General features: G+C 42.2%; 21 protein-coding genes. 10 read left to right on the top strand and 11 right to left on the bottom strand.

What is annotated here, in order from left to right; genetic code table 11:
* The first annotated feature begins 16 nt into the window (after positions 1–16).
* Both B9A91_RS16580 and B9A91_RS16575 read left to right on the top strand, forming a co-directional pair.
* Complete coding sequence (locus tag B9A91_RS16580; protein ID WP_084240124.1) at positions 17–391, top strand: nuclear transport factor 2 family protein; 375 nt, start codon at positions 17–19, stop codon at positions 389–391.
* A gap of 5 nt (positions 392–396) precedes the next feature.
* Positions 397–723 (top strand): nuclear transport factor 2 family protein, encoded by a 327-nt coding sequence (locus tag B9A91_RS16575; RefSeq protein ID WP_084240123.1) that lies wholly within the window; start codon positions 397–399, stop codon positions 721–723.
* 19 nt (positions 724–742) lie between these two features.
* Here the strand turns inward: B9A91_RS16575 and B9A91_RS16570 are convergent, their stop codons facing one another.
* The 4 genes from B9A91_RS16570 to B9A91_RS16555 all read right to left on the bottom strand — a co-directional run bounded on the left by B9A91_RS16570 (position 743) and on the right by B9A91_RS16555 (position 4301).
* Positions 743–1105: a response regulator gene (locus B9A91_RS16570; RefSeq protein ID WP_084240122.1), complete on the bottom strand. Its 363-nt coding sequence runs from the start codon at positions 1103–1105 to the stop codon at positions 743–745.
* Positions 1106–1240: 135 nt separating this feature from the next.
* Positions 1241–3223 carry an ATP-binding protein gene (locus tag B9A91_RS16565; protein WP_084240121.1) on the bottom strand — a complete coding sequence of 661 codons (1983 nt, stop codon included), beginning with the start codon at positions 3221–3223 and terminating at the stop codon, positions 1241–1243.
* A gap of 115 nt (positions 3224–3338) precedes the next feature.
* Positions 3339–4040 (bottom strand): DUF421 domain-containing protein, encoded by a 702-nt coding sequence (locus B9A91_RS16560; protein ID WP_084240120.1) that lies wholly within the window; start codon positions 4038–4040, stop codon positions 3339–3341.
* Between the two features lie 30 nt (positions 4041–4070).
* The gene (locus B9A91_RS16555; RefSeq protein ID WP_084240119.1) at positions 4071–4301 is read right to left on the bottom strand and encodes a hypothetical protein; all 231 of its coding nucleotides are present in this window, start codon (positions 4299–4301) and stop codon (positions 4071–4073) included.
* 234 nt (positions 4302–4535) lie between these two features.
* Here B9A91_RS16555 and B9A91_RS16550 point away from each other — a divergent pair, with 234 nt between their 5' ends.
* The gene (locus B9A91_RS16550; RefSeq protein WP_084240118.1) at positions 4536–4943 is read left to right on the top strand and encodes a VOC family protein; all 408 of its coding nucleotides are present in this window, start codon (positions 4536–4538) and stop codon (positions 4941–4943) included.
* 35 nt (positions 4944–4978) lie between these two features.
* Here B9A91_RS16550 and B9A91_RS16545 read toward each other — a convergent pair whose 3' ends face one another.
* From B9A91_RS16545 to B9A91_RS16530, 4 genes are all read right to left on the bottom strand, one after another.
* Positions 4979–5158: a hypothetical protein gene (locus B9A91_RS16545; RefSeq protein WP_084240117.1), complete on the bottom strand. Its 180-nt coding sequence runs from the start codon at positions 5156–5158 to the stop codon at positions 4979–4981.
* Between the two features lie 98 nt (positions 5159–5256).
* Positions 5257–5901: a hypothetical protein gene (locus B9A91_RS16540; RefSeq protein WP_084240116.1), complete on the bottom strand. Its 645-nt coding sequence runs from the start codon at positions 5899–5901 to the stop codon at positions 5257–5259.
* A 130-nt stretch (positions 5902–6031) separates the two neighbouring features.
* On the bottom strand, positions 6032–6457 hold the full coding sequence (locus B9A91_RS16535; protein ID WP_144008971.1) for a hypothetical protein: 426 nt from the start codon (positions 6455–6457) through the stop codon (positions 6032–6034).
* A 195-nt stretch (positions 6458–6652) separates the two neighbouring features.
* Positions 6653–7219, bottom strand: a complete 567-nt coding sequence (locus B9A91_RS16530) for a DUF1572 family protein (RefSeq protein ID WP_084240114.1) — start codon at positions 7217–7219, stop codon at positions 6653–6655.
* A gap of 335 nt (positions 7220–7554) precedes the next feature.
* Between B9A91_RS16530 and rsgA the strand changes: the two genes are divergently transcribed.
* The 3 genes from rsgA (at position 7555) to B9A91_RS16515 (ending at position 9613) form a co-directional block, all read left to right on the top strand.
* Complete coding sequence (gene rsgA, locus B9A91_RS16525; RefSeq protein WP_084240113.1) at positions 7555–8607, top strand: ribosome small subunit-dependent GTPase A; 1053 nt, start codon at positions 7555–7557, stop codon at positions 8605–8607.
* A 319-nt stretch (positions 8608–8926) separates the two neighbouring features.
* Complete coding sequence (locus B9A91_RS16520; protein ID WP_084240112.1) at positions 8927–9361, top strand: cold-shock protein; 435 nt, start codon at positions 8927–8929, stop codon at positions 9359–9361.
* A gap of 9 nt (positions 9362–9370) precedes the next feature.
* Positions 9371–9613, top strand: coding sequence for a hypothetical protein (locus tag B9A91_RS16515; RefSeq protein WP_084240111.1), 243 nt, complete (start codon positions 9371–9373; stop codon positions 9611–9613).
* Between the two features lie 148 nt (positions 9614–9761).
* Here B9A91_RS16515 and B9A91_RS16510 read toward each other — a convergent pair whose 3' ends face one another.
* Entirely contained in the window at positions 9762–12029 is a 2268-nt protein-coding gene (locus B9A91_RS16510) for an ATP-binding cassette domain-containing protein (protein WP_084240110.1), read from the bottom strand.
* A gap of 47 nt (positions 12030–12076) precedes the next feature.
* Here B9A91_RS16510 and B9A91_RS16505 point away from each other — a divergent pair, with 47 nt between their 5' ends.
* The 3 genes from B9A91_RS16505 (at position 12077) to B9A91_RS16495 (ending at position 13952) form a co-directional block, all read left to right on the top strand.
* Positions 12077–12493 carry a MarR family winged helix-turn-helix transcriptional regulator gene (locus B9A91_RS16505; protein ID WP_084240109.1) on the top strand — a complete coding sequence of 139 codons (417 nt, stop codon included), beginning with the start codon at positions 12077–12079 and terminating at the stop codon, positions 12491–12493.
* 276 nt (positions 12494–12769) lie between these two features.
* Positions 12770–13285, top strand: coding sequence for a CinA family protein (locus tag B9A91_RS16500; RefSeq protein ID WP_084240108.1), 516 nt, complete (start codon positions 12770–12772; stop codon positions 13283–13285).
* 316 nt (positions 13286–13601) lie between these two features.
* Positions 13602–13952 (top strand): hypothetical protein, encoded by a 351-nt coding sequence (locus tag B9A91_RS16495; RefSeq protein WP_084240107.1) that lies wholly within the window; start codon positions 13602–13604, stop codon positions 13950–13952.
* Between the two features lie 55 nt (positions 13953–14007).
* On the opposite strand, the gene B9A91_RS16490 is transcribed toward B9A91_RS16495, so the two are convergent.
* Both B9A91_RS16490 and dinB read right to left on the bottom strand, forming a co-directional pair.
* Positions 14008–16947 (bottom strand): DNA polymerase III subunit alpha, encoded by a 2940-nt coding sequence (locus tag B9A91_RS16490; RefSeq protein WP_084240106.1) that lies wholly within the window; start codon positions 16945–16947, stop codon positions 14008–14010.
* A gap of 3 nt (positions 16948–16950) precedes the next feature.
* Entirely contained in the window at positions 16951–18108 is a 1158-nt protein-coding gene (dinB, locus tag B9A91_RS16485) for a DNA polymerase IV (protein ID WP_084240105.1), read from the bottom strand.
* Between the two features lie 173 nt (positions 18109–18281).
* On the opposite strand from dinB, the gene B9A91_RS16480 reads away from it, so the two are divergent.
* Positions 18282–19355, top strand: coding sequence for a sensor histidine kinase (locus B9A91_RS16480; protein ID WP_084240104.1), 1074 nt, complete (start codon positions 18282–18284; stop codon positions 19353–19355).
* The last annotated feature ends 20 nt before the right edge of the window (positions 19356–19375 follow it).

Below are 19375 nucleotides of genomic sequence, written 5' to 3'. Positions count from 1 at the left end.
AACAAATCCTATACCTATGAAAAACCAAATTCTTGATCTGGAAAAAAAGTATTGGAAAGCGATGGAAAACCATGATTTTGATACTGTAAGAAGCCTTACCCGCTTCCCTTGCATTGTGGCAGGCAAAAACGGGGTAAGAAGTGTGGATGAACCTTCTTTTAAAAAAATGTTTGATTCGGCTGAAGGGAATCAGCTGAAGGTACTGAGTATTTCCGAAACCGAAAGTGAAATTATCGGGGAAGACATTGCTGTTGTAGCCTATCTTGTTGAACTCGCATATTCCGCTAAGGGCCAGGGATCTACCGAAAAATGTGTCTGCACATCAACCTGGGTTAAACAGCAAGATAGTTGGGTTTGCGCCATGCATACCGAGTCAGAATTAAAAAAGTAGTACAGATGAAAAGCAAGGATATAGTACTCACGTTTATTCATGCATTAAATCGGGAAGATTTTGCTACTGCTAAAAAGTACCTGGATGATGACATGAGTTTTGAAGGTGTATTGGGATCTAGAAAAGGTGCCGGTGTTTACATCGAAGACATGAAGAAAATGAAGTTCAAATATGAGGTACAAAAAGCCGTTGCCGATGAAAATGATGTAGCCATGCTCTACAGCATAGACATGGGTGGCACAAGCATATTAACAGCAGGATGGTACGGCGTAAGCAACGGAAAAATCATGACCATCAAGGTCATATTTGACCCAAGGCCCGTGCTGAAATAAGCTTTAACCTTATCTTAAATCAACTGGCAACGTGATATTCGATGCGGTGGGCAAAATCGTTTAAGTCAAAAGGCTTATTGATAAACTCATCTGCAGCACAATGCGACTTGACTTTGCTCAGGTAGTTGTTGGCTGACATTACCATTACAGGAATGGTATAGGTTTTAATATTGCTTTTAAGTTCCCTGCAAATTTCAAGGCCGTTCCCGTCCGGCAATTTAATGTCCAACACAATCATATCAGGGATGCGAAGCCGCATATGCTCCCAAAAATCATGAACTGTTGAAGAAATTACCACATCGTAATCATCCTCTGTAAGCATAAATTCAATAACATCTCTGACTGCAGCGTTGTCTTCTACAACATAAATACACTTTTTCATACCTCAGCATTTTAGAATTATAACTATACAATTATATAGTTAACTGAATTGAAACGCAGAAGTTTAGGATATTTATCAACCTTTGATGGGTTTTCCACAACTACCATATCGGGGCACCCGGCCCGGCTATAGATTTCAATAGGTTGCGCTCGTTAAAGGGAGTATAAAATGAAAATCAGCACCTTTCCCTGGTTCGCTGGTTACGCCAATCGTTCCACCGTGCCGTTCAATGATTTCAGCACAGAGATAAAGTCCTATCCCAAATCCGGGAATAACTTTGGAACCGGAATCCTCCACCCTGTAAAACCGCTCAAAAAGTCTTTCGGTATCTGAAGGTCTGATGCCTGGTCCTTCATCGGTTACAATTACTTTGACAGTATTCCCTTTCATTTCGCAACGGACCTCAATGTTGCTGCCAGTTGGGGAATATTTAACCGCATTACTTAACAAGTTATTGATAACCGAAGCGATCTTATCTGCGTCCACATTTACAAGGACAGGCTTACACGAGATCATTGTGATTGGATGCGTGCTGGAAGTCGCAGTAAGGTCTTCAATCACATTTGCTATAAGTATGCTCAGATCAACCGGCCGTCTTTCCAGATTGATTTTTCCTGCCTCCAGCCTGGATACGTCCAGAAAACCGTTGATCAGGGTTGCCATTTTAGTGATTTGTGAATCAGCTCTGCCAAGAATATCTGAGCTTAACTTATCACCGTTTTTTCCAGCATGTTGGCCAAGGAACTGTATATAGCCCTTTAAAGAAGTCAGCGGAGTCTTCAGCTCATGGCTAACCATACCAATGAAATCGTTTTTACGGATCTCATCCGTTTTCTGCTCAGTAATGTCCAGCACCGAGCCAATGAAGCGAACAGGTTTATCTTCAGCATTAAAATAGGCTTTACCTTTTGCCCTGACCCACCTGATTACACCGTCATCTGCGCCAATTGTCCGGTATTCGACATCATAATTTCCATTGGTTTTGGTTTTATCAAGAACGCCTTCAATTGTTTTCAGAATTCTTTCCCGGTCCTCAGGATGCAGCCCGCCCACAAAGTCCTTTTCATAATAAACTTCCTGTTTGTGACTGATCCCAAATAAGATTCGGCAACGCTCATCCCATTCCATTGTTCCGTTCAGCAAATCCAGATCGAAAGTGCCAAGTTGCGCTGCTTTTTTTGCCAATAGTGACTGGTCTAATGACAGTTCTAGTCGCTGATGAGCAAGAATAAGCTTGTTTAGGGCATTGCGTTCGGTGGTGATATCCTGTAAAGTTCCGCTAAAGCGGATTGCTTCTTTTTGCGCATTGAATATCGCTTTCCCAACCGCTCTGACCAGACGTGGGATACCGTCAAGCCCGCCTACAATAGTGTATTCAATATCATAATGCCCTCCAGATTCATAGGTCATAGCTGTTTCAATTGCGCTTAACACCCTCTTCTTGTCGCTTTCGTGAATAACGTCTGTTGCACGATGCAACTCAATCTCTGCTTCTGGAGGTAGACCAAACCAGGTTTTCAGCCGTGTATTACCCATAAACTTATTGGTGAGCGGGTCAAGGTCCCAGGTACCCAGGTCTGCAGCATTGATGGCGAATTCCAATTCTGCTTTTGCTTTTTTGGTTTCGTTTAGCGTGATTACCTTATTGGTGGTTTCCGTACAGGTAACCAGAACACCAGCGATCTCACCATTTTCATCTGGCAATTTACTATAGCTAAAAGTCCAGTAGACTTCTTCCAGCCGGTTGTTGCGATAGATCGGGATCAGCTGGTCTTCGCTCCAGGTGCTCTCCCCTCCTGCCAGTACCTGATCAATAAGCGGTTTAATAACAGGCCAGATTTCCCGCCAGCAATCTGCACCCTGCTGACCAAGAGCAGCCGGATGCTTTCCCTCTCTTCCCAAACTGGGCCGGTAAGCATCGTTGTAAAACTGAATAAGTTGCGGTCCCCACCAGATGAACATAGGAAATTTGGAGTTAAGCACAATACTAACTGTAGTAAGCAGGGTTAAAGACCATTTATCAGGTGGCCCTAAAGAGGTGGCAGCCCAGTTAAAGTTCCGGGTAAGTTCGCCCATTTCCCCTCCACCACTCAAATATTTCTCATAGTTACTGTTCATGCAGAATGCCAATTTTCATTTCTGGATTATCGTCTAAAGCTAGTAATAAAATGTACGGTAATAAAACCGGCGATTCCTGCAGCTTTTGTAAAAGGCATAATATTCTGAGGCTGCGTCATTTAATTCTTAGCGTATTGATTGCTTTTACCCATTTATCGCGCTTGCATTTTTCGCAGGCATGTTGCTTTTTTAGTTTAAGATCTGCTATATTTCCGCAAAAACAGCAGGCATATTTTCCGCTGGCGGGGATCTCACAGCTACCTGCTTCAAAAAGCACAGGCATAATGGGCAGGCCATATTTCACGTCTTTATCAGCGTAAAAGTACACACTCAAAGATCCCGAAGTTTCCAGGATTGCAGTATCTACCTGTCCAAGGTGCGAAATGCTGTGCTGTCTCAATTCAGAAAAAAACTCGTCATGGGCGAGGCCTTCTTTTGAAAAATTGTCAATGGAAAACTCCCCGTTTTTGATCAGATACGTACATTTTCCCTCTACCAGATCATCTATCTTTGTACTTTTTGCAGTAAGATAGGTGGTAAACCTGTAGGCACCCACAATAATCGCAAATATTACCACCGGAACCATCAGTCCTACCTCTTTGTAAAACATCGGATCGCCTGCTGCAGAACCAAGGGAGATAATTACTACCAGCTCAAAAATAGACAGCTGCTTCACTCCTCTTTTTCCCAGCAGGCGCAGCCCCAAAAGGATGATAACGTACATAATCAATGTACGAAGCGCAATCTCGATAAGAAATTCCCAGTCCTCTTCCCCAATGAAAAAAGCAGACCAGTCAATAAATAATGTTGTTTGCATAACAGCAATAACCGATACCAGATATTGGACTTAAATATTTTCCGGGTTGTAAGCGCCGTGGTCCCGGTCGCTTTTATAGTTCATGGCATCATCATCAGGCCCATTTTCCTGTTCGCCAGCTTGATCCCTCAGCTTATCGTTTTTTTTATGCTCAACCTCTTCCCGCATCTGGGAAATACTTTTGGTTGCATCTATATTGTGCTCACGCTTATCATCCCTTGTTTTTAAAGGCCGACCGCTGGTACGATTTGGAGTTTCCATAATGATCTCATTTAATTGTATTCAGAACAATGTTAAAGAGATAATGTTTCAACTGCTTTATTCCCTTTCTTAGTGGAAAAAGTTTCCAGCATTGTTAAATCAGACATGGCTAAACCGTGAAACAATTCAGTGTATAAACAAATAATGCCGCAAGTCCCCCCTTAACTTGTCGTTTTTACACATTTTCTGGTACATGAACATACTTTACCTTTGAGTAAATTAAAATATAAAATTATGGCCACTCAAATTTTTGTAAACCTGTCGGTTAAAAACCTCGAAAAATCTAAAGCTTTCTTTAACAAACTTGGTTATACCTTTAACCCACAATTCAGCGATGAGAAAGCAGCTTGCATGGTCATTAGCGATACCATTTATGTAATGCTGCTCACTGTACCTTTCTTCCAAACCTTTACTAAAAAAGAAATTATAGATGCGCACAAATCAATAGAGTGCACAGTTTGTTTATCTGCCGACAGTAAAGATGCGGTTGATGAAATGGTTAATAAAGCACAGGCAGCGGGTGCAACCATACCTAATCCAGCCAGCAATTATGGCTTTATGTACCAGCATAGCTTTGAAGATCTTGATGGACACCATTGGGAATTTGTATGGATGGATCCAAATGGAGCACCGGAGCATTAATTCCGGTGCATCACTTCGAATATCGAATTGATTAATTATAAATATTTTTTCATGTTTGCTTTACCGCCCAGTAGTAAAGCAAACATCAGATCAAGGTTTATTTCAGCTAAATCCTCTACCAGCTGTGTTTCCATTTCGGCTACAAAAGTATATAAATTAAACCCGGCACATAGCTGTACAGTATAAGGATAGTCCCCAACATTTTCATCTATCATATTTACTTACCAGCTGGCCAAATTTCACCAAAACACTTCCAATAAACCAATAATTAATTTTGTTGCCAAATAAAACAAAACCCTGATTCCCTTGTAAATTACGCAGAGTAAGGGTTTTTATGGTTCAATAGTCCTTTAACCAATGCTTTCCATTGCGGATAGGAGAAGCCAGCCTTAGCGCCCCAGCCTACAAAAGTGTTGCGGATGTTATCCAGCGTATTTTCCGTATCTGTATTAGTTACTTCATTGCGGCCGTGTTCTTCCGCATAGATCGTATGGCCAATACGCTTCACCTGGAAAGTGGATGTTGCTTCATCAGTTAGAAAATGTGCTGTATCCTGGCTGTCGGCCAAAGGATTTGCAGATGGCCGGGCGGTCATGCTCAATACCTCCGTATCATCGGTTACCTGTGCTTTAATTTCTTCAATCGTTACCCAATCGTATCCGCCACCTGTTTGGGGGCCAGGTCCTGGTATATCAATCCTGATGTGATCGCCACCTGTTGCTTTTCGCTGCACCGGGTGCCCTTCCCCATCCGTAAGAAAAAAGTCAGACGAAGCTCCGCCTGCAATTTCCTTCCAGTGGTTCACATCCAGCAAACGTTCCTTCACCGTTTGAAAAAAATGGATTGCTTCTGCTTCGGAAGCCAGTTCTATTTTTTCTACTGCATCCATTTCTGATCCGGTGTACTGAGGCGGTACATGTGCCGCTCCGGGCTTGTTGTATTCCTTATTTGTTTCCATGTTTCTTATGTGTTAGTTTTTTATGAACTGTAATTGATCCGACCAACAATGAATCTGAGATAGGCTTTAACCAATAGCGTGATAAAAATGTTTCGCAAGATTGATAAATAAAAGCCCTAATGGAATAAAATTATTCAGGTAGCCTTTCCCAGGGACCTTTTTCATCAAGAATTTTTAAATAGCTGTTATCTTGCTCGTTAACGTGATAAAGTTGATGCAGCTGATTGGTTAGCGCTGTGATAAAATTAAAGAAAATTAAAAAGTCTTCTTTTGAATTATAAAGCCCACCCCATTCATTCAATATCCACTTTAACATTTTTCCATTCTGCGTGGTGATCGAAAATTCCAGGTAAGGAATGTCAGCATCTGTTTTTTTGTAATAGTCGTGCCGTAGTCCACCCAACAACCCTATTTCCCTTGCAGGAACCCGAATGGCCTGTATCTCTGAAAATAAAACAGAACCGAAACAGGAACTGATGAAACCATCGTTATTTAGTGAAACAATTTCTGTCGGCCGCTTTTCGGAGGTCACTTTAAACAGCCTGTAAATGGCCATTAACATTAATGGTAAATAGATAAGCAATAGCCAGGTCGGAAAAAGCGGGTGCGGATGTGCCAGTAAAACGATTGAAATGCTTGTTAGTGAAATAGTCAGCAACGTGGCAAAAAACCAAAACAAAATAGCTGAGATTTTTTGGCCATTATTAAAATGAAAGCGATAGGTGTTCATAAAATAACTTGTTTGTAAGCCTTAAACCTCTGGATCTAAGAATTCATCTGTAAAATGTCCGCGATGCTTTTCCTGCGAAAATTTACCCGCATTGAACTCCGCTGAATTGCCCTTGGGAATGGATAAAGATTGCCAGGTCGAAGCCAGCATTTTTCCGATATACACAATCTGCCCAACATGATATGGATAATGAGCAAGTTGCCGATTGATTGCTTCCATTACAGTATGGCCCTGGTTGCGGATATAAACGATCTGGCCCAGGTCGCCTGAAGATAGTGAGCCGAGTGTATCCAGCATTTCCTTCCAACCCTTTTCCCATAAACGGAGCATCTCCGCCTTAGACTCCAGGTCATTCTCAAATTCACCGTCCCGGTTGCGCCAGGACTTTTCGCCATCGGTTGTTAAAAAATCCGTCCAGCGGCTAAGCATATTGCCCGACAGGTGTTTTACAATCATTGCAATACTATTGCTATCCGGATTGTGCTGTAAAAATAATTGTGCTTCCGTGACCTGATCAAATGTTTTTTCGCCCAGCATTTTGTAATACAAAAACTGCTTGATGACGCTTTCTAAATACTCATTTTTCATAGCGGTGATTTGATAGCATTGAGCTGCGCTAATATAGGTGTTTATGAATTAAAGTGTATATTTGGCCGCAGGTAACAACCTAGCTTTTCAGGAACCGGCCAAGGATCTAACGGGCTTTAAAGCTATTTCCATAATATTTCTTATCTTTGTTGCTTATGCAACAACTATTCACATATTGCAATTTATCGGCTGAAATGATTGCCTGATTCCGGGTGCCTTGTTTCTAAGCCTTTCTGTTTGGTATCCCCATGTTACCAGGGGCAATCTATATGTAACAAGCCATTCGGATAAGAAAGAATTAAACGATCTTATTTCATCATTTTAAATTACAAAAAGTGAATAACTTATCATTATATGGTTGGAGCAACGAGCTGTTCCGGCTCAAGCAAAACTCTTTACATAAACATCTTTTTCATGGCCGTGTTTCTGCAGTAAACAAAACCAATTACGAGGTTGTCTCAGAACGTGGTTTGCTGCTATGCGAACTAACCGGCAATCTACTTTACGGAAGGCCGTCGTTCGAACTGCCCTGTACAGGAGATTGGATTATATTTCAGCCTTTTGACCAAGATAAAGGGCTGATAGTGGATATTTTACCCCGCGTTCATACTTTATACCGAAGAAAAAGCGGCACGGCATCAGATAAACAGGCTATAGCTGCTCATGTAGATAAGGCTTTTATCGTTCAAAGCCTTGATGCCAATTTCAACGTTCGCCGGATAGAACGTTTTATGGTTCAGGTGCTGGAAGAAAGTATTCAGCCTATAGTGGTACTAACCAAATCGGATCTCGAATTTAGCGGTCACTATGTAAATCAATCATTAGCGCACCTCTCTTTTCAAATGCCCGTGTTCTTCACCAGCATTCATTATCCGGAAACCCTGCTTCCCCTACGTAAATCTATTGTGCAAGGACAGACTATAGTATTTGTAGGCTCTTCGGGTGTAGGAAAAAGCTCTTTAATTAATTCTTTGTGCGATCGGGCTGTATTTGCCACTTCCGAAACAAGTAGCGCTAGTGGCAAAGGAAGGCATACTTCAACACGTAGAGAAATGGTATTGATGAATGGTTCCGGAGTTCTGATCGATACTCCTGGGGTCAGAGAATTTGGTTTAGCTACAGACGATCCAGGTATATTGACAGCTATGTTTGATGTCGCAGATTTTGCATCATCCTGCCGTTTTGCCGATTGCCGGCATGTAGATGAACCAGGCTGTGCAGTTATTGCAGCTGTAAACAATGGCCAGTTAGCACCTGAAGTGTACAATAGCTATCTCAAATTGCGCAAAGAATCCTGGCATTTTTCCGCTTCAGAACACGAAAAACGTAAAAGAGAAAGGTCCTTTTCAAAAATGACAGAAGAAGCCAAACAGGTCAAAAAACGATAGTTTTCTCCTGGATTCACGAAGGCCTCAATCCTAGGGGTGGGTACAAATCGCCCACCCTTTTTTTCCAAAACCTTTACGGCAGCTTCCATCTAACCGCAGTATCAATCTATAAATTAGTTATTGCGGTTATTTAAATGTATCTTTGTCAAAAATAACAAGGTTCTGTCTTTGCCTGATATAGTTGGAATAGTTTCTCCTCTTCAGTCTTTGCTTCTCTAGCCCCCATATTTTGAATAACATATTAAGGATGTGGTTAAGCACCATATTCCAAAATCAGATTTTTGCCATTTAAAAGGCTTTACAATAAAAAAGGAGTTCTATGGGTGAATCGTTCGCCAAAAAAGAAAGAAATAAGAAAAAATCAAAAAAGAAACAGGAAAAAGCCCAGAAAATGGAAAACCGTAAACAGGGTGCCGCTACTTCATTTGAAGACATGATCGCTTACGTTGACGAAAACGGTAACTTTACCGACAAGCCAGTTAAACCGACCGGAAGCGAAATAAAACTGGAAGACATCCAACTGGGAGCGGCTCCTGCTGATGAGTCCAAAAAAGAGAATGTAGGTATTGTAACAAATTACAGCGCTGAAAAGGGGTTCGGGTTCATTATAGAAAGCAAATTCGGCAACAAAATTTTTGTACATAAAAATGCGCTTTTGGAACCTATAAAAGATAATGACAAGGTAACATTTGACCTTGAAAAAGGCCCTAAGGGACCTAATGCCGTAAGGGTAAAGAAAACACAAAATAATTAATCGTAACATATGTTCGTATTCCCAAAAGGCGTTGCTGCCACTCCATTTCAGGCCTCGCTTTTCAATGAAAAGCTTGCCGAGATAGCCAAAGTCCATCAACTTTTTTTCCAGTCTGATAGTCAGCCTGGCGCTTTAACAAGCTATCTTAGGTGCTTTGCACAGGAAGGCAAAATCCACTTTCATATAAAAGAAGGATTGCCAATTGAAATTGCCAAAGATTGCAGAAGCGCATTTCATAGTATTTTCGGCTAAAGGGTGCCACTTTTAAACTCAGAAGCATTTTCCTGAACAGAATTATTACCCGTTTCTACCTCTATTTCTTTTGTTGTTACCGCATGATGCGACGGACTAATCTCTGAACCATATTTCAGATAAAAGGAATTGACATCATTAGGGCTTTTTAATCTCCAATTGGCGGCTTACCCAGATGCAGTCTCAGGTGTTTTGCCGTTAAAGAAACCTTATCTTTCAATAGCTCAGTAACTGTTCCCGAGAATAGAACCTTTCCTCCGTATTGCCCGGCTCCCGGACCAATATCAATAATCCAATCTGCATGGGCAATGACATCAAGATTATGTTCTATAACTATCAATGTATTTCCTTTTTCGGTCATGGCATCCATAAAATCCAGCAGCTTCTGGGTATCACTTGGGTGTAGACCGGTACTTGGTTCATCAAGAACAATCGTTTTATCGGATTGTGTAAGTTCCCTCGTTAATTTCAGGCGTTGCCTTTCCCCACCGGAAAAGCTGTCCAGTCGCTGCCCCAAAGTCAGGTAGCCCAACCCTAGCGTAGACAGGATGTTAAAAGACAGGTGATACAACTCATCAGGAAAAAAATCAATGGCTTCTTCAACGGTCATGTCCATTACCTCAATGATGTTTTTACCATTATAACTGTATTTTAAGACCTCTGGATTAAATCCAGATCCTCCGCAAACTTCGCAGGGCTGTTCTATATCTTCCATAAATGCCAGGTCAATTTTTTCTACTCCAATGCCTTTGCAATTTTTGCAGGCACCTTCGCTATTTTTGCTGAAAAGCTTCGGAGAAACATGGTTTGCCTTAGAAAACCGTTCCCTTAAATTATCTGAAAGGTGAAGGTAGGTAAGCAGGTTGGATCGTATACTGGCAGCAAAAAGAGATTGGTCAATAACCGTTATTTGCGGATAAAACTCAGGTAGTACCTTATTGATTAGCGTACTCTTGCCAGATCCCGCAACTCCTGTAACTACTGTAATTACATTTTTTGGGATTTTTATGCTGACGTTTTTAAGATTATGGAGATAGGCATTTTCAATTTCCAAATAATCTTGTGCCTTCCTTGGCTGGGTATTTGCCTTAGGTGCCTTTGCAAAATATAAACCTGTTTTTCCTTTAGATTTTTTTAAACCCTCAAAAGTTCCCTCATAAACAATCTTACCGCCGCTTTTTCCCGACTGTGGTCCCATATCAATAATCCAATCGGCTATTTTGATAAGATCGGGGTCATGCTCAACAATCAATACCGAATTTCCCTTATCCCTTATCTGTTTGATAATTGAAGCGATGTTCTGCAGATCTTGTGGGTGCAGTCCGATGCTTGGCTCGTCAAATACATAGAGCAGGTCTGTGAGGTTGTTCCCAAGATTCCTTACCATTTTTATCCTTTGGCTTTCTCCACCCGAAAGTGTGTTTGTAGCCCTGTCCAGGGTCAGGTACTGTAGCCCAATACCTATGATGTTCCTTAGCTTCTTTTTAAGTTCATCAAGTATAATTTCATAGGTATTCGAATCAAGCGAATCAACAAACTCCAAAAGCCCGTCTATGGAAAGCGCGGTGCAGTCCGCAATATTTTTATTGCGGATTTTGCAGGACAGGATCTTACCGTTTAGTCTTTTACCCCCGCAGGCCAGGCAGGGCTTGGTTACAATGATATTTTTTAAAGCCTCTTTTCGGGTGATGTTTTCCTTTGATTCCTTTTTTAGAAATGCCTTTTCGATCCGGGGGATTATACCCTCGTATTTCACGGTCTTCCCCCATTCCGGACTGGGCTTTTTAGGTCTATGTTCTGGGGCATTTAAAAGTCTGTCCATTTCTTTTTCACTATAATCGCCCAACTTTTTATCATTATCGAAATAGCCCGACAGCGTGTATCTCGTTAAGCGCCAGCCACCAGGCTGAAAAGTCGGAAACAGAATTGCACCTTCATTGAGCGACTTCTGCTTATCGATAAGGGCATTAACTTTTACTGTCTGCACAAAGCCAAGCCCCTCGCATTCGGGGCACATGCCTAATGGATTGTTGAAGGAAAACACATTGGAATACCCTACAAACGGCTTTCCCATTCTGGAAAACAGAAGCCTCAAAGATGCATAAACGTCTGTAGCTGTTCCTACAGTAGACCTGGCGCTTCCGCCAAGCCTTTTTTGGTTAATGATAATGGGTACGTTCAGGTTTTCGATCTTATCTACATCCGCTACTCCAATATGCTGGAGCCGGTTCCTGATAAAGCTATTTTGTGTTTCGTTAAACTGACGCTGCGCTTCTGCACCAATCGTTTCAAATACGAGCGATGATTTCCCCGAGCCTGAAACACCTGTAAAAACTACAATCTTGTTTTTGGGTATGGCAACAGAAACATTCTTCAGGTTATTTTGCCTGGCATTTGTAATGATAATCTCCGTCATTTTAATTAACTTTGATAATAGTTAACAAAGTTAACTATTATAATGGAATGGACAAAGAAGAAAAGCTTTTTTATGAAGTATTTACAGATCTGCAATGCTTCATATTGGCAAACATGAATAAAGGTGACATCAATGGTGTGACGGCAACGCACTACAATATAATAGAGTATGTATACCGGCATGATCAATGCACCGGTAAACAAATAGCAAGGGCTTTTAATATCAGTGCCCCTGCCATCTCCCGGCAACTTAAATTTCTTATCGAGAATGGTTTCATTGAACAGGAACAATCGGCTGCAGACCGCAGGATCTTCAATCTGAGCGTGGCCGATAAGGGGCGTTTTATCATTGACAATTCCGAAAATTTCCGGGAAACGGTTGTTCAGAACGCATCAAAAACGCTTACCAGGACAGAACTGAAAAGCCTTACCTCCTTATTGTCAAAAGTTATTAAAAATTTATAAGTATAAAACGCAATAAAGAATAAATACTTGATTTTACTAACGTAAACAATAATTCAGGAAATAAGGCGTAATATATCCGAGAGCGTTAATTTAGATGAAAGCGGAGAATGGTTGGATTATCATTCCCGCTTTTTTTAATGCCCGGCCATTCAAGCGCTTCTGTAACTCCTCCCTTAAAGGCATTCCATACATTTTTCATAGTGGTAAGCTTTTAAGCAGAACAATCCCAAAACCAAAATTGTTCTGAGCTCAACAAACCGACTCTATTGTGTTCCAATGAAAAAAGATATAGCTAATACAGACATACAACTATGTGGTAAATTATTGATCCGGCATAAATTGACTATCGCCTTTGCCGAAAGCGCAACTGCAGGCCGTATTTGCGCTGAGTTCGCGATGATACCTGATGCGGGAAAATTTCTGAAAGGCGGTATCGTCTGTTATGATGCCGATTTAAAATGCAGCCTGCTGGATGTACCTAAGCAACAGCTCAAAGAATTTACACCTGAATCCGAAACGGTCACCCGATCAATCACAAAAGGCCTCCAAAAACTCATTCCGGCTAACATCCACATCGGCTGCACCGGGCTCACCGCACCCGGTGGAAGCGAAACAGCAGGTAAACCGGTAGGCACTATGTTTCTTCATGGAATTCAGGGAAAGCAGCAAATACTCGACGAAAGAATGGTTTTCAAGGGTAATCCGGAAGATGTTGTGTCCCAAACAATCATCTGCCTCGCCAGGCATTTGTATCAATATTTGAACAACTTAAAAAAACCAATAACTGCTTAAGATCCTGGGTTTCATCATTCGCTCCTTTTCAATTTTAAGAAAGCTATCCTAATAATGCTGCAGAGGGTTATCCAACACTCTGCAGCCACAAATCTAAAAATAACGCTTTCCACTACATTACCGATCAGGAAAGCTAAATGTTTCATACATTTTAAAAACAGGTATTAATAACGCTTTTAACATTCAGACAAGGTAAAAACACGTGTTATCGCTTAATGACTTTTTTGGAGTCACAATAATTTCGGAAGTAAACCAAAATCCAGCATTTCAATTGAACAAAAAGAATAAATTTGCAGGCTAAAACAACTAAATGTAAATGCCGGTCGATTTTGAATGCCTCTATTTTCTGGATAATGAACTGTTCTGCATTGTAGAAATCAAACTCACAAAGCTGCCCATTTATGCGCCTAAAAAAGATCGCTTCAAATGGCTTATGATCAACAAAAACTCATCAGCTGTAAAGGAACTTCACTTCCAGTCTATGGATTCCTCGCATGCCATTGAAGAACGTTTTTTTGATATGGGCTATCTTAAATTCGATGCAGAAAAAGGTGTATTTATTTCCAAAGATCCTAAAGCCGAGCATACACTTGATAATACGGCTAACAATGATTTACCACTTCAAATCGAAACACTGATTATAAATTATCTTGAAGAGAAAGCATAGCAGGCCTCTTGCCACCATGGCGGAAAGATCTGGTTAGAAAGCTGTAATTGGAAAATCAATCCATAATCGGGTTCCCTACAATCTCCAACTTGGCAAATTTAACCACTTCAACGCTCGGAAAGCCAAAATCCTCAACTACTTTACCCATAATCAAATAACATCCCGCACCTCTAAACGGATACACCGGGGTGCTGTTTGAGAAATGCGTGGTATCAAAAAAATCACCGTCCGCATCCAGAAAAGTGCCGAACCACATTTTCTTATTGTTTTTGGTACGTACGGTTTTCTCACATACATACCGCCCCACCATTCTCACTGTTTGTCCAACATATTTCATCAGGTCTTTAGTACGGATATCTCCCCTGTACGGTGTTTTGAGCAAATCAAACATCGAAAGCGTGAGCGGAAAACCCAGTAATTCCAGCTCATGGTAGGCATCTTCAAGCCGGGTATCCTGTAGCTCCGGCATTTTATAATGCTTTACCGGGGTATGAAACAATTCCGAATGGGACGATGGTCTTGTTTTCTGGCCCAACATGGCATGCACATCCCACAACAAGGTTTTCTTACTTTTGCCGGTAAACCTGAGCGCACCGCAGCGGATCAAAATCACCACCTGTTCCAAACGGATTTCCGTACGCCTCACAAAATCTTCCAGGTCTGTATACCTGCCGTTTAATCTCCGCTCTTCAGGAATTAGTTCCGTAAACTTTGCCTCCAGGCCCTGAATGCCCACAAAGCCCAGGTAAGCATCCCTAGCCTGGATAGCTACCGTAGCACTGCTTTGGTTCACACAGGGAAGATGCACCTTGGCCCCTGCCCTGCGCAGTTCATGCACATACAACCAGCGCGTGTAAAAGCCTCCGTAATTGTTCAGTACGCCAACCATGAATTCCATCGGGTAATAGGTTTTCAGGTACAGGCTCTGGTAACTTTCAACCGCAAAGCTGGCCGAGTGTGCCTTAGAAAAACTATAACCTGCAAAGCTCGATACCTGGCGCCATACTTCCCGGGTAACGTCTTCGGGCCTACCCAGCATCAAGGTACCCTCATGAAACTTTTCTACCAAACGGTCAAACTCTACACGGGAACGGTATTTTCCGCTCATGCCCCTGCGCAGAATATCAGCATCTGTGCCATCCATACCGCCATAATGAATACACACCTTAATCACATCTTCCTGGTATACCATCACCCCAAAAGTTTCTTTTAATTGCTCCTGCATTACTGGATGCAGGTACCTTACCTTGTCGGGAGCATGAAAATTCTGAATATAGGTTTTCATCATACCTGACTGGGCCACACCCGGGCGTATAATGGAGCTTGCCGCAACTAGGGTCAGGTAATTGTCGCATACCAGCTTGGTCAGCAGCTGCCGCATGGCCGGAGATTCTATATAAAAACAGCCTATGGTATTGCCTGTTTTTAACCGTGCATTCAGGTTAGGGTCTTTCATAAAATCCTTTACCTGGTGTATATCGATATTTTTGCCCTGGTTCCGGGCCACCAGCTTAACCGCTTCCTTAATGTGGCCAATTCCCCGTTGCGAAAGGATATCATATTTATCATAACCAATATCTTCGGCCTCGTACATGTCCCATTGTACAGTTGGCATTCCCTTAGGCGGTAAATCCAGGGCAGTATAATAAGTTATCGGCTCTTCGGAAATCAGCACGCCGCCAGCATGAATACTCCTTTGGTTGGGCATTTTGCCCATGAGCTCATAGATGGCCGTGATCTTTTTAAAGGTATCATTGTCCCTGTTGGCAGCAGCACGGCTGGGATCAGTAAATCCGTCAATTTCTGATTTGGGCAAGCCCATAACCTTGCCAATTTCCCTGATCACAGAGCGGTCTTTAAAGGTAGACATGGTACCCAATAATGCGGTATGCTCCCTGCCGTAGCGTTTAAAGATGTAATCCTGCACATCTTCCCGCTCATCCCAACTGTAATCAATGTCAAAATCTGGCGGAGAAGTACGCTCAGCGTTTAAAAAACGCTCAAAATAAAGATCAAGCGTTATGGGGTCAACATCGGTAATGCGCAGGCAATAAGCCACCATACTGTTCGCACCCGAACCTCTGCCTACATGATAATAACCCCTGCGCATAGAATATTGAATAATATCGTTGGTAATCAGGAAATAAGCACAGAAATCCAGGTCTACAATTACCTTGAGTTCATTTTTAACCCGCTTTTGCGCCTCTTTGTTCTTGGGGCCATAACGGTACAACATGCCTTCCATCGCCAGCTTCTCCAGTAAAGCTTTATCGTCATGGGCATTTCCGGTAAATGTTTTTCTGTTCAGTTTAATTTTTCCTTCTGGATAATCCATTACGCAGCTGTCCATCAGCCTGCGGGTATTGTCTAGTATAAAAGCGTACTTGCTAAACTTCGCTTCCAGCTCGCCAGGTTTTAAGAACAGATCTGTTTCCTTGCATTTGTCTTCGTGTTCTACCATGGTAATGAGGGTATTCAGGTCTATGCCCCGCAAATATTCATGTAAGCGGTAGCCAATTCTGCTGGCCATAAATACAGGCTGAAGTACCAGCAGTTTATCCGCGTTTCCGGATTCCCTGTTGTAAAACTGGTGCAGCTCATCAAAACGCACCCCTATGTACTCATTGGCTTCGAGCTCGGCTTTGCCACCCAAAGGATAAACAACATAGGCATGCCGGAAGGGCCAGGGCTTATCGGGCAACACTTTCTGTTCCAGGTTATGGTAACTCAAAAAGTCATTGAGCTCTTTCATGCCTTCCCTGTTCCGGGCAATGCCAATGTACAAGAGTTTTTTGTCCCTGCGGAATTCCATTCCACCGATAGGCTTGATGCCATTGGCCCGGCATTCCCGCATAAACTCCATCACCCCGGTAGAATTGTTGATGTCTGTAAGCGCCATCTGGGTAATTCCGCGGGCCCTGGCTTCTTCAACCAGTTCTTTAATAGAGAGTGTGCCATACCGCAGGCTGTAATAAGAATGGACATTGAGGTACATGGCCTATAATTTAATGTCCATCACTGCAGCCCTGGTTACCGCATCCTGCCCAAACCTTCTGCGTATTTTATCCAGTGCCTGCACCAGGCTGTATTGCTCCTGCGATTCACTATACAAGTCAATCTGCTCAAATCCGCTCACCAGGTTAGACAGGCGCACCCCAACCAGTCTGAGCAACATTCTTCTATTGTACATCTTTTTAAAAAGGTCTTTTGCAGCAGCTATAAGCACCGTATCCAGTGAGGTATAGCCAATTGCCATTTGCCTGGTTTCCGTTTCAAAATTGGCATATCGAATGGTCACGGTAACGCAGGCGGTAAGTTTTTTCTTTTCCCTGAGCTGAAAAGCAACATCCATTACCTGCGCTACCAGCAGGTTGTTGATCATTTCTATATTAATGGAATCTGCATTAAAGGTACATTGGGTACCGATAGATTTCTGTTCAGAATAAGGGATTACCGGGCTGTTGTCTATCCCCCTGGCTTTCTGCAGCAAAGACAGGCCAGACTTTCCCAGCAAAAAATTCATTTGTTCGGGATGTACCTGCGCCAGGGTGTATATTTTTTTGATCCCCATGTCGCTCAGCTTAACAAAGGTTTTTTCTCCTAAGCCAGGAATTTTGCGGATAGACAAGGGATTTAAAAAATTCTGCACTTCCGGCTGAATAATGTTCAGTTCACCATTAGGCTTACACTCGTTGGTGGCCATTTTAGATACCGTTTTATTTACCGATAAGCCAAACGAAATGGGCAGTCCTGTTTCTCTCATCACCAGGGCCCGTAGCTCATGGGCATATTTTTCTGTACTGTGAAAACGGTCCATGCCTGTCATGTCAATGTAGTGCTCATCTATACTGGCCTTTTCAATCAGGGGCACACGGTCTTTAAGGATATCCGTAATCTCATGGGAAGCCTTGGAATATTCATCCATATTCCCTCTGATGAAAATAGCATGCGGGCAAAGCATTTTGGCCATACGCGAAGACATTGCCGAATGCACACCGAATTTACGGGCTTCATAACTACATGAGGCCACCACCCCTCTATCAGAGCTACCTCCAATAATCACAGGCTTTCCAACCAGTGACGAATCTTTTTTGACTTCTACAGACACAAAAAAGGCATCCTGATCCATATGTATGATCTGCTTTTCTGCTGACATGATTATAAAACTAGGTGATGCAAAGCTAGGCTAAAGAAATCCGTAATTCCAAATAAAATACTAAATATATTAGTATTTACACCTAGGTGTCTATAAATTTTAACATTAGGTAAACTATTAAACAAAAACCTAATTTCAATCGTTATTTAGTCAACTCCAAAGAACCAGAGTTAATGCTTATGAAAAACGGCCCTTACCAATTCAGCGATATCCAGTTTATAAACAACCTGCATTTCGCCTACGATATAAATGCGGAGACCCTGCTTTTTATTTCCCAGGAAATCAAACAACTATTAGGGATAGGCGATGGAGATATTTCATCTGCCGCATTAATTCAAAGGGTACATGAAGATGACCTTCCCCTGTTGCTGGAGCAGCTGAAACAATTAAAGGAAGGTAACTTCAATGGTCAGATCCAGTTCCGGGCAAGGGGCCCCGAAAACTACCGCTGGTTCAGAATGCTTCCCCTGTTGGCACGCAGCGGTGCTCAAACATTATTGCTGGGCAACATCAATGACATTACCGATGAAATAGCCCAGGTAGAAATGATTGCCAAGTATACCCATAAAAAAAACTCTATACTCCATATGCTGGGGCATGATCTGCGTGGCCCTATAAACATAGCGCAAACCGTATTGCAACTTATGAAGCACGATGCCTCCAGCGAACTGATGCAGCAAAGGGCGCAGCATGTAAGCGAAACACTAACAGAATCGCTAAAAATGATCAATAGCCTGCTGAGCCGCGAGTTTATGGAAACTACGGACATCACCCTGTATAAAAAACGGATCAATATTGTGAAAAAGATTGCAGAGTATATAGAGGAATACCGTCGTTCTACCACTACCAAACGCACTTTCACTTTCTTTAGCAATAAAGACGAGATTTATCTTATGCTCGATGAAGCCAAATTCATGCAGGTAATGAATAACCTGATGTCTAATGCACTTAAATTTACCCACCCGGGAGATACAGTTACAGTTACCATAACACAAGAACCAGAAATGGTGCGCTTTTCATTTACAGACACTGGCATTGGAATCCCCGAAGATCAGCTTCCCCGGATATTCGATAAATTCACTTCAGCAGGCCGAAATGGATTAAACGGCGAGCCAACCACAGGGCTTGGCCTTTCTGTAGTTAAGGATATTGTAAGCTGGCATGGCGGGAAAATATGGTGCCAAAGTGAAGTAAACAAAGGTACCACGTTTATAATAAATATACCAATCAATATATCAACTGCATAGACATGATGACCTCTATCAGA

Source organism: Pedobacter africanus, assembly GCF_900176535.1.
In the GTDB taxonomy this organism is placed as follows: domain Bacteria; phylum Bacteroidota; class Bacteroidia; order Sphingobacteriales; family Sphingobacteriaceae; genus Pedobacter; species Pedobacter africanus.
This window is presented reverse-complemented; position numbering and strand designations above follow the sequence as displayed.